Origin of the sequence: Kitasatospora sp. NPDC088264, from assembly GCF_040685715.1 — a bacterium.
GTDB lineage: Bacteria > Actinomycetota > Actinomycetes > Streptomycetales > Streptomycetaceae > Kitasatospora.
Genome location: NZ_JBFBIR010000003.1, coordinates 223,845 through 238,067, shown reverse-complemented (window position 1 = coordinate 238,067; position 14,223 = coordinate 223,845). Strand labels below are relative to the sequence as shown.

At 76.2% G+C, this 14,223-nt stretch carries 10 protein-coding genes; 3 read left to right on the top strand and 7 right to left on the bottom strand.

The window, feature by feature from the left end; all coding sequences use genetic code 11:
• Window positions 1-28 precede the first annotated feature (28 nt).
• Entirely contained in the window at window positions 29-1,528 is a 1,500-nt protein-coding gene (locus AB0O82_RS04695; protein ID WP_363580190.1) for a DUF6350 family protein, read from the bottom strand.
• A 132-nt stretch (window positions 1,529-1,660) separates the two neighbouring features.
• Between AB0O82_RS04695 and AB0O82_RS04690 the strand changes: the two genes are divergently transcribed.
• Window positions 1,661-3,394 (top strand): sigma factor-like helix-turn-helix DNA-binding protein, encoded by a 1,734-nt coding sequence (locus AB0O82_RS04690; RefSeq protein WP_363580188.1) that lies wholly within the window; start codon window positions 1,661-1,663, stop codon window positions 3,392-3,394.
• Between the two features lie 70 nt (window positions 3,395-3,464).
• On the opposite strand, the gene sucD is transcribed toward AB0O82_RS04690, so the two are convergent.
• The 5 genes from sucD to AB0O82_RS04665 form a co-directional block, all read right to left on the bottom strand.
• Window positions 3,465-4,349 (bottom strand): succinate--CoA ligase subunit alpha, encoded by an 885-nt coding sequence (gene sucD, locus AB0O82_RS04685; RefSeq protein ID WP_063349021.1) that lies wholly within the window; start codon window positions 4,347-4,349, stop codon window positions 3,465-3,467.
• A gap of 19 nt (window positions 4,350-4,368) precedes the next feature.
• The gene (gene sucC / locus AB0O82_RS04680; RefSeq protein ID WP_363580186.1) at window positions 4,369-5,541 is read right to left on the bottom strand and encodes an ADP-forming succinate--CoA ligase subunit beta; all 1,173 of its coding nucleotides are present in this window, start codon (window positions 5,539-5,541) and stop codon (window positions 4,369-4,371) included.
• Window positions 5,542-5,843: 302 nt separating this feature from the next.
• Entirely contained in the window at window positions 5,844-7,007 is a 1,164-nt protein-coding gene (locus AB0O82_RS04675) for a VWA domain-containing protein (RefSeq protein ID WP_363580184.1), read from the bottom strand.
• A 20-nt stretch (window positions 7,008-7,027) separates the two neighbouring features.
• Window positions 7,028-9,457, bottom strand: a complete 2,430-nt coding sequence (locus AB0O82_RS04670; protein WP_363580182.1) for a DUF5682 family protein — start codon at window positions 9,455-9,457, stop codon at window positions 7,028-7,030.
• Window positions 9,454-10,536, bottom strand: coding sequence for an AAA family ATPase (locus AB0O82_RS04665; RefSeq protein WP_350877198.1), 1,083 nt, complete (start codon window positions 10,534-10,536; stop codon window positions 9,454-9,456). The genes AB0O82_RS04670 and AB0O82_RS04665 overlap by 4 nt, the downstream gene beginning before the upstream one ends.
• A 179-nt stretch (window positions 10,537-10,715) precedes the next feature.
• On the opposite strand from AB0O82_RS04665, the gene AB0O82_RS04660 reads away from it, so the two are divergent.
• Entirely contained in the window at window positions 10,716-12,014 is a 1,299-nt protein-coding gene (locus tag AB0O82_RS04660; RefSeq protein WP_363580180.1) for an SWIM zinc finger family protein, read from the top strand.
• Between the two features lie 28 nt (window positions 12,015-12,042).
• On the top strand, window positions 12,043-13,644 hold the full coding sequence (locus AB0O82_RS04655) for a DUF5691 domain-containing protein (protein WP_363580178.1): 1,602 nt from the start codon (window positions 12,043-12,045) through the stop codon (window positions 13,642-13,644).
• 126 nt (window positions 13,645-13,770) lie between these two features.
• Here AB0O82_RS04655 and AB0O82_RS04650 read toward each other — a convergent pair whose 3' ends face one another.
• A complete protein-coding gene (locus tag AB0O82_RS04650; protein ID WP_063351339.1) occupies window positions 13,771-14,178 on the bottom strand; it encodes a cobalamin B12-binding domain-containing protein in 408 nt (135 codons plus the stop codon).
• Between the last annotated feature and the right edge of the window lie 45 nt (window positions 14,179-14,223).

The window sequence follows — 14,223 nt, the reverse complement described above, 5'->3', positions numbered from 1 at the left end:
TGCCGGACAAGGCCCAGGACGGACAGGGCTAGTCGTTCCCGGGGGCCCGCCCGCCCAGGCGCAGCACCGCGGCGTACCCGCGGGCCCGCAGCAGCAGCACCCCCCGGCGCAGCCGCTCGGCCGACCGGGCGCGGGCCGCGGGCGGGACCTCCTCGTCGGCGTCCGCGTCGAGTTTCTCGGCGGTCTGCCCCTCGACCTCTCTGTCGACCTCTTCGTCGGCCTCCAGGACCGTTGCGGGGCACAGCGCCCGATGGCGGACCAGCAGCGCGCCCGGCACGGCCACCAGCGCGAACCAGCCCGCCGCCGCCGGTCCCGTCCACCAGGGCGCCGGTCCCAGCCGGGCCATCCGGCCGCCCGCCAGCGCGCCACCCGACAGCCAGCCCGCCGCCGCCACCGCGACGCCCGTCAGCAGCGCCGCCGCCAGCACCGCCACCACCGTCGCCGCGAGCGGCCACGGTCCGTCGCCGCCCCCGTCACCGTCGTCGACGCCATCGCTGTCGTCGGCCCCGGCCGCCGCGCACGGGCCGGCCGCCGCCCGGCCCAGCAGCACCGCCGGCACCACCCCCGCCAGCACCGGCAGCAGCAGTGCCGCCAGCCGCCAGCCGCCCGGGCCCTCCGCCGGCAGCAGGGCGAACATCGGGAACTCCGGGACGGGGCCCAGCACGGTGCCGCCCGGCGCCACCACCGTCCCGGAACCCACCGCGAACCCCGGGCCCAGGGCGTACGCCGTCCCCCAGAGCACCGCGTTCGGCAGCAGCACCACCCCGAGCAGCAGCAGCCCGACCAGGGCCGCCGGTCCGCGCCCGAGCACCGCCATCCCGTGCCCGCCCCCGGACGCCGCGTCCAGCGCCGCCGCCACCGCCACCAGCACCCCGCCCGCCGCCACCAGGCCCGCCCCGGCCGCCAGCACCGCGCCGCGCACCGCCGCCGCGCCGCCGACCGGTCGGAGCGGCGCGGGCAGCCGGTCCAGCAGTTGCCACGCCGGGCGGCGGGGCGGGGCGTCGGGGCCGGCGGCCCGGGCCGAACGCGCGCCCGCCGCCGTCGCCAGCCCGGCCAGCAACCCCACCACCAGCACGTCCGGCAGCACCCTGGCCCGGAACAGCCCGGCGCCCGTGCAGTGCAGCACCACCGCCACCGCGACTGCGCAGTAGCCCGCCCACACCGCAACCGGACCGCCCCAGCGCGGCCGGGGCCCGCGCCGCGACGCCACCCCGGCGGCGGCCCGGTACAGCTGAGCCACCGCCAGCACGCCCAGCAGCAGCGGGGTGACGGTCAGCGGCGCGCCCGCGTCCCCCCGCAGCACCGGCGCGCCGTGCCCGAGCAGCCACAACGCCCCCGCCAACCGGGTGGCGCCGGTCGCCCCGTTGTCCGCGTACGGCGTCGCCACCCAGAGCCCGAGCACCGGTACCCCGACGACCGCCAGGCCGACCAGCGCCGTCCGCACCCCCGCCAACAGGTCGGCCGGCAACGGGCGTCCGCCCAGTTCGCCCGGCAGTTCCAGGATCGGACGGCCCATCAGCTGCGTCATGCGCCTCATGGTGCCAAGGCGACTCGCCATGCCTCGTGAAGCGGCAAACCGCCGCCGTGTCCCAGATTATTGGCTTATGCGCATTTTCAGACCCGATCCCCAAGCCGCCGGCGGACCGGCCCGGAGCGTCTGATGACCACGCCACCCACCGCCGAACACCCCGCCGGCGCCGACTCCCCCACCCCCGGGAACCGCGCCCGCAAGCCCCGGACCACCCACCCCGACCAGGACGCGGCCCGCCTCCTACGGAAACTGACGCCCCGTGAGGCCCAGGTGCTCGCCCACCTCGCCGCCGGCCGCGACCTCCAGCAGTCGGCCGCCGCCCTCGGCGTCACCCCGGCCACCGCCCGCAGCTACGTCCAGCGGGCCATGCGCAAACTCGGCGCGGCCACCGAGGCCGAGGCCGTCGCCCTCACCACCGCCCGCCCGAAGAGCCCCGACCCCGCACCGCCCGACCCCGCACCGCCCGGCCCCGACGCACCACCCCGCCCCGACGCACCACCCCGCCCCGACGCACCGGGCGACGTCCAGGCGGGCCCTGCCGCCGACCCCCGTACCCCCGACCCCGCGCCGCAGCGCCCGCCCGTCCTCGGCACCGGAGGAGAGCACGCCGGGCCCGCCCTCGCGCACCCCGGCCAGGCCGCCCACGCCCACGCCCACGCCCAGACCGCCCCGAACGCCCCGAACGCCCCGGGAGGGAGCATCAGCACACCCGCCGTCACCACGACACCGCCTGGCACCCGCGACACCCCGCCCGCGGCGCAGGACCGACCCGACGGCCCGGCCGCCGACCCCGGGCGGCCCGCCCACGTGGCCACGCCGGCCGACGGCGAGCGGGCCGGGCCGGCCGGGAGCTTCGAGGAGTTGTACGAGCAGGCGCACACCCGGCTGGTGCAGCAGGTGTTCCTGCTGACCGCCTGCCGGCACCGGGCGGCGCACTGCGTCCGGCTGGCGTTCGGGGCGGCGCGCCGGGGCTGGGCGGAGGTGGCCGCGACGGGGGATCCGGAAGGGTGGGTGCGGGTACGGGCGTGCGAGCTGGCACTGTCCCCGTGGCACCGGGGCGGGCCCCGGCGGATGCACGCCTGGAAGCTGCCGCACCGGCGGATCCGGGTGCGGCCGGCGGACGAGTCGCAGGCGGTGCTGCCCGATCACGACCGGCTGACCGACCGGGACCGGGCGCTGCTGAAGGCACTGCGGCGGCTGTCCCGGCCGCAGCGCCGGGCGCTGGTGCTGCACGACGGGCTGGGCCTGCCGGCGGCGGCGGTCGCGGTGGAGGTGGAGTCGACGCTGGCGGCGGCCGAGGGGCGGGTGTGGGCGGCCCGGGCGGCACTGGCCCGGTGGGTACCGGAACTGCTGGGGCCGGATCCGGCGGCGCCGGGGTTCGCGGACGGCCTGAGCGGGCTGCTGCACCGGGCGGCGGTCCGGGGCTGCCCGGAACCGCACCGGCCCCCGGTGCCGGTGCTGCGGGCCCGGCACCGCCTGTGGACCGCGAGCCGGACGGGGGCGGCGGCGCTGCTGACGGCGGCGGTGGGCGGGGCGGCGCTGGCGACGCTGGTGGGGATCCGGCCGGTGACGCTGTTCCGGTCCCCGGAGCCGCCGGAGCCGGCGATGTGCCTGTCGGCGGCGGGCCCGGGCGAGCCGGGTGTGCCGGCGCTGCCGGGCGGGCCGCCGAACGTCGTCCGCAGCCTGTGGTGCAGCCCGACGCCGGGGGTGGAGGCGGTCGTGATGGAGTCGGCGCCGCAGGCCGCCGCGCGGTGGGAGCTGCCGGCGGTCGCCCGGGGGGCGGGCGCCCCGCCGCCGCAGGGTCCGGAGGTCTGCCCGCTGTGGTCACCGCTGCCGTGCACGACCGGGCCCACGCCGTACTGACGGCGTCCGCGGACGCGCGAGCGCCCCTGCCCGTGAAGGGCAGGGGCGCTCGCTGCGCGGTCGACCGACGTCAGCCGGCGATGATCTCGCGCGCCAGGCGGGCGGTCTCGGACGGCGTCTTGCCGACCTTGACACCGGCGGCCTCGAGGGCCTCCTTCTTCGCCTGGGCGGTGCCCGAGGAGCCGGAGACGATGGCGCCGGCGTGGCCCATGGTCTTGCCCTCGGGGGCGGTGAAGCCCGCGACGTAGCCGACGACCGGCTTGGTGACGTGCTCGGCGATGTAGGCCGCGGCACGCTCCTCGGCGTCGCCGCCGATCTCACCGATCATGACGATGAGCTCGGTCTCCGGGTCCTCCTGGAACGCCTTGAGGGCGTCGATGTGGGTGGTGCCGATGACCGGGTCACCGCCGATGCCCACGGCCGAGGAGAAGCCGATGTCCCGCAGCTCGTACATGAGCTGGTAGGTCAGGGTGCCGGACTTCGAGACCAGGCCGATCTTGCCGGAGGTGGTGATGTCGGCCGGGATGATGCCGGCGTTCGACTGTCCGGGGCTGATCAGGCCGGGGCAGTTCGGGCCGATGATCCGGGTCTTGTTGCCCTTCGAACCGGCGTACGCCCAGAAGGCGGCGGTGTCGTGCACCGGGACGCCCTCGGTGATGACGACGGCCAGGCCGATCTCGGCGTCGATGGCCTCGACGACGGCGTCCTTGGTGAACTTCGGCGGCACGAAGATGACGGTGACGTCGGCACCGGTCTTCTCCATGGCCTCGGCGACGCCGCCGAAGACGGGCACCTCGGTGCCGTCGACGTCGACCGTGGTGCCGGCCTTGCGCGGGTTGACACCGCCGACGATCTGGGTGCCGGAGGCGAGCATGCGGCGGGTGTGCTTCATGCCCTCGGAGCCGGTCATGCCCTGGACGATGACCTTGCTGTCCTTGGTAAGGAAGATAGCCATGGTGTGAAAGTCCCCTTCCTTACTTGTTGGCCAGCTCGGCGGCGCGGTCAGCGGCGCCGTCCATGGTGTCCACGCGCTGGACCAGCGGGTGGTTGGCGTCGTCGAGGATCTTGCGACCCAGCTCCGCGTTGTTGCCGTCCAGACGGACGACCAGCGGCTTGGTGACGTTCTCGCCCTTGCTCTTCAGGAGCTCCAGGGCCTGCACGATGCCGTTGGCGACCGCGTCGCAGGCGGTGATGCCGCCGAAGACGTTGACGAACACCGACTTGACGTCGGGGTCGCCCAGGATGATCTCCAGGCCGTTCGCCATGACCTCGGCGGAGGCGCCGCCGCCGATGTCGAGGAAGTTGGCGGGCTTGACGCCGCCGTGCTTCTCACCGGCGTAGGCGACCACGTCGAGGGTGCTCATCACGAGGCCCGCGCCGTTGCCGATGATGCCGACCTGGCCGTCGAGCTTGACGTAGTTCAGGCCCTTGGCCTTGGCGGCGGCCTCCAGCGGGTTGGCCGCGGCCTTGTCCTCCAGGGCCTCGTGCTCGGGCTGGCGGAACTCGGCGTTCTCGTCCAGCGAGACCTTGCCGTCAAGCGCGATGATCTTGCCCTCGCCGGACTTGATCAGCGGGTTGACCTCGACGAGGAGGGCGTCCTCGGCGATGAAGACCTTCCACAGCTTCTGCAGGACGTCGGCGACCTGGTCGGCGATCTCGGCCGGGAACTTCGCCGCGGCGACGATCTCGGCGGCCTTCTCCGGGGTGCAGCCCTCGTTGGCGTCGACCGGGATCTTGGCGAGCGCGTCGGGGTTCTCCTCGGCGACGACCTCGATCTCCACGCCGCCCTCGACGCTGGCCATCGCCAGGAAGGTGCGGTTGGTGCGGTCCAGCAGGAACGAGACGTAGTACTCGTCCTTGATGTCCGCGGTCTGGGCCAGCATCACCTTGTGGACGGTGTGGCCCTTGATGTCCATGCCGAGGATCGCCTCGGCCTTGGCGACGGCGTCAGCCGGGTCGGAGGCGAGCTTCACGCCACCGGCCTTGCCTCGGCCACCCACCTTCACCTGAGCCTTGACGACGGCGCGGCCGCCGAAGCGCTCCGCGATGGCGGCAGCGTCTGCGGCGGTCTCGATCACATCACCGTCAAGCACGGGCACACCGTGCTTGGCGAAGAGGTCCCTCGCCTGGTACTCGAACAGGTCCACGTGTTTGTCCTTGTTCGTGGTCGCGGATTGTGTCTCTACGAGCGTGCCACGGCAGGATCTTCGCTGCGGGTCGTCGGGGCGGTGCGGGTACGCAGAGGTACGGCCTTGCGGCCCACACAGCCACGGGCGCACACGTCAATCAACACGCGCGTCACGTCCGTCTGGCAGGTTATCCCCGTACGACGGGACTGTTTCGCCCGGGGCCTGCCCGTCCGTGGTGAGAACCGTCACAGACAGCCTACGGGGGCGGTCGGCGCACCCCCCGTCCGCCGGTCGGCCGGTTCGCACGTCCGGGTGAATCCTCACACTCCCTGGTCAGGCACCGGCAGCGGGCGCTTCTCGATCGCCGCGGCCATGATCTCCGGAAAGGCGTCCGGGGTGCAGGCGAAGGCCGGGGCCCCCAGGGCGGCCAGGGCGGCGGCGTGGGCGTGGTCGTAGGCGGGCGCACCTTCGTCGGAGAGCGCCAGCAGGGCGATGAACTGGACGCCGGCCGCCTTCATCGCGGCGACGCGCTTGAGCATGCCGTCCCGGATACCGCCCTCGTAGAGGTCGCTGATCAGCACGACCACGGTCTCGGACGGCCGGGTGATCCTCGACTGGCAGTAGGCGAGCGCGCGGTTGATGTCGGTGCCGCCGCCGAGCTGGGTGGCGAACAGGACGTCGACCGGGTCGGTGAGCTGTTCGGTGAGGTCGACCACCGAGGTGTCGAAGACGACCAGCCGGGTGTCCAGCGTGCGCATCGAGGCGAGCACCGCGCCGAACACCGCCGAGTGCACCACCGACGGGGCCATCGAGCCGGACTGGTCGATGCAGAGGATGACGTCCTTCTTCACCGCGCGCTGGGCGCGGGCGTAGCCGACCAGCCGCTCGGGCACGACGGTGCCGTGCTCGGGCAGGTAGTTCTTCAGGTTGGCCCGGATGGTGCGGTCCCAGTCGATGTCGCGGTGGCGGGGCCGGTTGACCTTGGCGCTGCGGTCGAGGGCGCCGCCCAGGGTGGCCCTGGTGCGGTCGGCGAGCCGGCGTTCCAGATCGGCGACCACCTTGCCGACCACGGTCCGGGCGGTCTCCCGGGTGGTCTCGGGCAGCGCGTGCTTGAGCGACAGCAGGGTGCCGACCAGGTGCACGTCCGGTTCGACGGCCTCCAGCATCTCGGGCTCCAGCAGCAGCCGCTCCAGACCGAGCCGGGCGATCGCGTCCTGCTGCATCAGCTGGACGACGGTGGACGGGAAGTACTCGCGGATGTCGCCCAGCCAGCGCGCCACCTGCGGGGCCGAGCCGCCCAGCCCGGCGCCGCGCCGGCCGCCGCGGGCCGCCCGGCCGCCCTCCTCGGGCGCGCCGCGGTAGAGCGCGGCCAGGGCGCCGTCCATCGCGGCGTCCCGGCCGCGCAGGGCGCAGCCGGTGCCGTCGGCCTCGCCGCCGAGCACCAGCCGCCAGCGGCGCAGCCGTTCGTCGGTCGTGGTCGCCATCAGGTCCTCCTTCACGGGTGTCAGGTGTTGCGGCCGGCGGCCTGCCGGGGGATCCGGGGGCGGGCGCCGAGCAGCAGGGCCACCACCGGGACGGCGGCGTCGGCCCGGGCCCGGTCGAGGGCGCCGCCCGGGGTCCGGGCCGCCGGGGCCTCGCCGAGCGGGCCGGCCGCGACCCGGCCGCCGATGGTGCTGCGGACGCCCGCCTCCAGCCCGGCGAAGGTGCGGCGCAGCAGCGGCAGGACGTCGGTGAAGACCTCGCCGGGCACGCCGGTCAGCCACTCGTCGAGCAGGGCGAGCAGGCGCGGGTCGTGCAGCAGCAGGGCGCCGCCGCCGGTGAGGAAGCCCTCGATCCAGCCGGCCGCGTCCGCCGGGGCGTTGGCGGTGGACAGGACCAGCCGCAGCCGGCCGGCGGCCTCCTCGGAGTCGAGCCGGCCGTCGTCCAGCAGCAGCCGGACGGCGCGCCCGCGCAGCAGGCCGGGGGCTCCGGTGGCCGGGCCGCCGGCCGGCTCGCGGCGGGCCAGCGAACGCAGGGCGGCGGCCCAGCGGTCGGCCAGGCCCTCGGAACCGGCCAGGCCCTCTGAACCGTCCGGGCCCGGGGAGGCTGCCGGGGTGCCCGGGCCCGCTGATTCGTCCGGGGCGTCCGGGCCTTCCGGGCCTTCCGGCTCCGGACGAGCGGCCGGGCCGAGCAGGCCGATCGCGCCGTGCACCTCGTCGAGCCGGCCGCGCATCGCCGCCGCCCCCTCGGCGTCCAACCCGACGCAGGCGGGCGGCAGTCCGACGCAGATCCGGTCGGCCAGGCCGGTGGCGACCTCGCCGAGCGCGCCGTGGTCGGTGCCGCGCACATCGCCGTAGCGCAGCGCCCGGACCAGCGCAGGCAGCGCCCCGGCCAGGTGCGCGACGTCGGTGTCCAGGGCAGCGCAGTCGGCGAGCACCCGCATCACGGCGGGCAGCGCGCCGGCCAGCCCGGCCAGCAGGCAGGTCTCCACCAGCCCGGTCAGCTCGGCGAGTTCGACGGCGGCGCGGGCGGTGCCGACGGCCTTGCCGGTCGCCGCCTCCTCCACCGTGGTGCCCCACTGGGCGGCCTCGGCGATCCGGACCGCGAACTCGGGCTGCCAGCACAGCCGCCAGCTCTCCCGGAACGTCCCGGTCGAGTTGACCGCCGAGCGGGCCGGCACGCCCCAGTCGACGCCCAGCAGCCGCAGCCGGTGCAGCAGCCGCGAGCGGGCCGCGTCGGTGTCCTTGCGCAGGTCGAGGTCGAGGTCCTTCGGCGCGGCCTCGGGCTTGAGCCGCAGCGTGCGCTGCCAGCGGGTGAGGTCCCGCTGGAGCGGCACCGTCGGTGCCGCGTCCGGGACTTCGCCGAGCGCGTCGCCGACCACCAGACGGTCCCGGACGAGCTCCAGGGCGATGTCCGAACCCTCGCAGAGCACCGCGCGGACGGCGTCCAGGGTCTCGGTCAGCCCGGCCAGCGGGCGGCCGCGCAGCACCGCCAGCGTGCGGGCGAGCCGGACCGCCTCGATGACGTGGGCGGAGGAGACCGGGTGGTCCTCGGCGCGCAGCAGTTCGGCGGCCCGGGCGAGCCAGCGCGGCACCGGATCGCCCTCGGTGCTGAACAGGTGGTGGTACCAGCCCGGTGACCGCACGCCCGCGCCGTAGCCGGTGGCCTGGGAGAGCCGGCGGTGCGTCCACGGCACCCAGGTGATGTCCGTCCTCACCTTCCGCGGCAGTCCGGCGAGCAGCGCCCGGTCGTGCGCGACCGTCGGCAGCACCGCCAGCGCGGGCACGTGGAAGGCCCCGCACACCACGGCGATCCGGCGGTGCCCGGCGCGGCGGGCGGCCCGGATCTGCTGGCGCATGTACGCCTCGCGCAGGTCGTCCCGCCGGGACTCGCCGAGGCCCTCCGCGCGCAGCGCCGCCATCGCCTCCGCCACGGCGGCGAACGGCGCCAGTCCGTCCGGGTCGTCCCCGCCGCCGTCCGCACCGGGCGCGGCGGGCGCGCGGTGCTCGACCACGTCCTCCCACCAGCGCTCCGGGTCGTCGTACCCGGCCGCCTCGGCGAGCAGCGCCAGCGGGTCGGCGACCGGCCCGGCGGGCTCCCCCGGCTCCCCGGGCTCCCCGGCCTCCGGGGCGGGGCCGAGGCCGTACCCGGCGGGCAGGTCGATGAAGCGGACCGGCAGCTCCCGCTCGACGCCGTAGCGGATCGCCACCCACTCCGGGGAGAACTCGGCGTACGGCCAGAACGCGGCCCTCGCCGGGTCGTCCACCGCGTGGGCCAGCAGCGCGACCGGCGGCACCAGGCCGTTCCCGGCCGCGAGGTGGACGATGCCGTCGGCCTCCGGCGGGCCCTCGATCAGCACCGCGTCCGGCCGCCAGCGCTCCAGCGCGGCGGCCACCGCCCGGGCCGAGCCCGGGCCGTGGTGCCGGATGCCGAGCAGCGCGACGTCCTCGGTCATCGCACCTCCTCGCGGGCGGCCCGGTAGAAGTCCTTCCAACCGTCGCGCTCGCGCACCACCCCTTCGACGTACTCGCGCCACACCGCGTGGTCCGCCACCGGGTCCCGGACGACGGCACCGAGGATGCCGGCCGTCACGTCCCCGGCGCGCAGCACGCCGTCCCCGAAGTGGGTGGCCAGGGCGAGGCCGTTGGCCACCACCGAGATCGCCTCCGCCGTGGAGAGGGTGCCGCTCGGGCTCTTGACCTTCGTCCGCCCGTCCGTCGTGATCCCGGCCCGCAGCTCGCGGAACACGGTGACCACCCGCCTGATCTCCTCGGCGCCGCCGGGCAGTTCGGGCAGTTCCAGGGAGCGGCCGAGCTGGTTCACCCGGCGGGTGACGATGTCGACCTCCTCCTCCAGCGAGCCCGGCAGCGGCAGCACGACGGTGTTGAACCGCCGGCGCAGCGCGCTGGACAGCTCGTTGACGCCGCGGTCGCGGTCGTTCGCGGTGGCGATCACGTTGAAGCCGCGCACCGCCTGCGTCTCGCCGCCCAACTCCGGCACCGGCAGCGTCTTCTCGGACAGGATGGTGATCAGGCTGTCCTGCACGTCGGCCGGGATCCGGGTCAGCTCCTCGATCCGGGCGAGCTTGCCGTCCGCCATCGCCCGCATCAGCGGCGAGGGCACCAGGGCGTCCCGGCTCGGGCCGTCGGTGAGCAGCCGGGCGTAGTTCCAGCCGTACCGGACGGCCTCCTCCGGGGTGCCGGCGGTGCCCTGCACCAGCAGGGTGGAGTCGCCGCTGATCGCGGCGGCCAGGTGCTCGGACACCCAGGTCTTCGCGGTGCCGGGCACGCCGAGCAGCAGCAGCGCGCGGTCCGTCGCCAGGGTCGTGACGGCGACCTCCACCACCCGGCGCGGGCCGATGTACTTGGGGGTGATCGGGGTGCCGTCGGGCAGTTCGCCGCCGAGCAGGTACGTCGCCACGGCCCACGGCGAGAGCTTCCAGCGCTCCGGGCGCGGACGGTCGTCCTGCGCGGCCAGCGCGGCCAGTTCACCGGCGAAGGCGTCCTCGGCATGCTGCCGCAGAACGTCGGTCACGGGGGCTCCTTCGGGTCGGCCGCCGGGCACACGGGTGCCCCGGCGGCAGGGTGATCGGGGGGAGCTGGGGCCGGCGTCCCGGCCTGTGGGAACCACCCTGCACCCCGGCACTGACAAACCCCGGGGCGCTCCCGACGGGCAGTCAGCCGATGTCAGTGGCACCGCCTACCGTCGGTCGCATGGAGGAACGCTGGAGCACCGAACACGTCCTGTCCCTGGCACCTGACGCCGCGTCGCAGAAGGCGGCCGGCAAGCTCTCCTCGCCCGCGTCCTGGTCCGGGGCGGGCACCGACGGCACCGCGCTCTGGGGCGAGTGCAAGGGCAGCGGCAGCACGCCGTACCGCACCGTGATCGAACTCGCCACGCCCGCCTACCAGTGCAGCTGCCCCAGCCGGAAGTTCCCGTGCAAGCACGCGCTCGGGCTCCTCCTGCTGTGGAGCGGCGCCCCGGAGACCGTCCCCGCCGCCGAACCCGCCGCGTGGGCGGCCGACTGGCTCACGTCCCGCGAGGAGCGCGCCGAGAAGCGCGCCGCACCCCCGGCCGACCCGGTCGCCGCCCGCCGCCGGGCCGAGCGGCGCGGCGCCCGGGTGGCGGCCGGCGCGGCCGAGCTGCGGCTGCGCCTGGCCGACCGGATCCGGCACGGCCTGGCCGACCAGTCCACCGCCGGGCCCTGGGAGGAGGTCGCCGCCCGGATGGTCGACGCCCAGGCCCCCGGCCTGGCCACCCGGGTCCGCGAACTCGACGCCGCCCCGCAGGACCGGCTCCTGGAGGAGTACGCGATGCTGCACCTGCTCGCCACCGCCGCCACCCGCGTCGACGAGCTGCCGGCCGAACTGGCCGCCACCGTCCGCACCCGGGTCGGCTACCCCACCGACACCGCCGAGATCCTGGCCGGCCCCACCGTGCGCGACCGCTGGCAGGTGCTCGGCAGCCGCGACTCCGCCGACGAGCGGCTCACCACCCGCCGGGTCTGGCTGCGCGGCGCCAAGACCGGCCGCCCCGCCCTGCTGCTCGCCTTCGGCCGCCCCGGCCAGGCCCCCGACCTCGCCCTGCCCACCGGCCACCTGCTGGAGGCCGACCTGGCCTTCCACCCCGGCGCCCGCCCGCTGCGCGCCGCCCTCGGCACCCGCTACGGCGCCCCCGGGCCCGGCCCGGCCGGCCCGCCCGACGGCCTCACCGTCGCCGAGGCGGTGGCCGGCTACGGCACCGCCGTCGCCGACGACCCGTGGCTGGACAGCTGGCCGACCGTCCTCGCCGGCGCCATGCCCGTCCGCACCCCGGACGGCTGGTACCTGACGGACGGCCACCACACCCTGCCCGTCCGCACCTCGGCCCTCCCGGAGGCGGCCCTGTGGCGGCTGGCCGCGGTCTCCACCGGCCGCCCGCTGACGGTCTTCGGCGAGTACGGCCACCAGGGCTTCGCCCCGGTCACGGCCTGGGCCGGCCACGACCGCCCGATCGGCCTCACCACCGTCTAGCGTCCAGCACACCTCAGGAGCATCGAAGATGACGATCACCCAGGACCCGTGGGAGACCCTGCACACCACCGCCCTGCTCGGCACCGACCGCCGCCCGCTCCCGGCCACCACCCTGCCGCTCGCCGACACCGTCGACCAGGCCGACCCGGCCACCGCGCTGCTGGAGCTGGCCGCCCTCGCCACCGTCCGCCGCCGGGCCGGCGCCCTGCCCGTCCCCGCCGCCGGACCGCCCGGCCCGCCCGCGCCCGAGGACGGGCGCCCCGAGCTGCCCGCGGCGGCCGCCCGCCGGCTCGCCGTCCTGCTGGCCGGCCGGTCCGGCGGCAGCGGCGGCGCCACCCTGGCCAACCTCGCCGAACTGCTCCCGCAGTGGCTCGCCACCGCCCGCACCCGGGGCCTGCGCCCGCCCGGCGCACTGATACCCGGCCTGCTCGACGCCGCCCGCGCCCGCAGCGAACTGCGCTCCGACGCCGTCGCGCTGGCCGGACCGCTGGGCCGCTGGCTGGCCGAACAGAACCCCGACTGGCGCTTCGTGCTGCGCACCGCCGCCCCCGATCCGGCCGAGCAGCCCGGCGGCCCCGTCGACCACCAGCTGTGGCACGAGGGCCTGTTCGCCGAGCGGGTCACCCACCTCACCCTGCTGCGCCGCCGCGATCCGGCCGCCGGCCTGGAGCTGCTGAGCGGCACCTGGTCCACCGAGCGCGCCGAGGACCGCCTGCTCTTCCTGGACTCCCTCCAGGACGGCCTCTCCGCCGCCGACGAGCCCTTCCTGGAGGCCGCCCTCGGCGACCGCAGCAAGAACGTCCGCGCCACCGCCGCCGAACTGCTCTCCACCCTGCCCGGCTCGGCCCTCGCCCGGCGGATGGCCGAGCGGGCGGGGGCCGCCGTCCGCCTCGCCGCGACCGGGACGCACCTGCTGGTCACCCCGCCCGCCGAGTGCGACGCGGCCATGCAGCGCGACGGCATACCGCTCAAGTCCCCCACCGGGCGCGGCGAACGGGCCTGGTGGTTCGGCGAGGTGATCGCCGCCGCGCCGCTGCGGCTCTGGCCCGAGAGCACCGGCCTGACACCCGAGCAGCTGCTCGCCCTGCGGGTCGGCGACAGCATCGACGAGACCAGCAGCAGCTGGGCCGACGACCTGCGCGAGGCCTGGGCGCGCGCCGCCGTCCGCCAGCACGACGCCGACTGGGCCCGGGCGCTGCTCGGCCCGGCGCCCGCACCGCCCGCCCGCGGCGCCGGACGGGCCCGCGCGCCCCGTGTCACCGGCGCCCCCGCCAAGCTGCTGGCCGTCCTCCCGCCCGAGGAGCGGGCCGCCTGGACGGCCGCGTTCATCGAGGTGCACGGCCTGGGCGAGGCCTTCCAACTGCTCGGCGCCTGCGGCACGCCGTGGACGCCGCCGCTGTCCACCGCCGTGGTGACGGCCCTGGCCCGCGCCGCCGGCTCCGGCGCGTACCCGTGGAGCCACAGCGGAGTGCTCGGGATGACGGAACGCGCGCTCGCCCCGGAGACGGCGTCCGCCGTGGAGGAGCTGGCCGCCGGGGCCGCGCCCGACTCCGCCTGGTCGGAGACCTTCGCCCGGCTGGCCGGGACGCTGCGCTTCCGGGCCGCGATGCTCGCCGAACTCGACGCCTGACGCCTGACGCCTGACGCCTAGCGAGTGTCCGGCGCCCGCTCCCGAAGCGGCAGAACGGCAGAACGACAGGACGGGCCGGCCCCGCCGAAGCCTGGGGCCGGGCCGGCCCGTCCCGCACCGTCAACCTCAGCCGGCCGCGCGCAGGTTGGCCGCGACCCAGGCCACGACGTCCCGGGTGGACGTGCCCGGGGTGAAGATGTCCGCGACGCCCATCGCCTTGAGCTCGGCGATGTCGTCGTCCGGGATGATCCCGCCGCAGAAGACCTTGATGTCCGCCGCGTCGCGCTCCTTCAACAGCTCCAGCACCCGCGCGCACAGCGTCATGTGGGCACCGGAGAGGATCGACAGCCCGATGCCGTCCGCGTCCTCCTGGATCGCGGTGTCGACGACCTGCTCGGGCGTCTGGTGCAGCCCGGTGTAGATGACCTCCATACCGGCGTCGCGCAGGGCACGCGCAATGACCTTGGCGCCACGGTCGTGACCGTCGAGCCCCGGCTTGGCGACCACCACACGGATCGGCCCCGACACACTCATGACTGCCTCCTGGACCTCGTCGTCCACCATCCGACCGGACCTCGC

Bases quoted from the DNA above. Each gene is read 5' to 3' on its own strand.
- AB0O82_RS04695 (WP_363580190.1), bottom strand. From the start codon at position 1,528: ATGACGCAGCTGATGGGCCGTCCGATCCTGGAACTGCCGGGCGAACTG.
- AB0O82_RS04690 (WP_363580188.1), top strand. From the start codon at position 1,661: ATGACCACGCCACCCACCGCCGAACACCCCGCCGGCGCCGACTCCCCC.
- sucD (WP_063349021.1), bottom strand. From the start codon at position 4,349: ATGGCTATCTTCCTTACCAAGGACAGCAAGGTCATCGTCCAGGGCATG.
- AB0O82_RS04675 (WP_363580184.1), bottom strand. From the start codon at position 7,007: ATGGCGACCACGACCGACGAACGGCTGCGCCGCTGGCGGCTGGTGCTC.
- AB0O82_RS04670 (WP_363580182.1), bottom strand. From the start codon at position 9,457: ATGACCGAGGACGTCGCGCTGCTCGGCATCCGGCACCACGGCCCGGGC.
- AB0O82_RS04660 (WP_363580180.1), top strand. From the start codon at position 10,716: ATGGAGGAACGCTGGAGCACCGAACACGTCCTGTCCCTGGCACCTGAC.
- AB0O82_RS04655 (WP_363580178.1), top strand. From the start codon at position 12,043: ATGACGATCACCCAGGACCCGTGGGAGACCCTGCACACCACCGCCCTG.
- AB0O82_RS04650 (WP_063351339.1), bottom strand. From the start codon at position 14,178: ATGAGTGTGTCGGGGCCGATCCGTGTGGTGGTCGCCAAGCCGGGGCTC.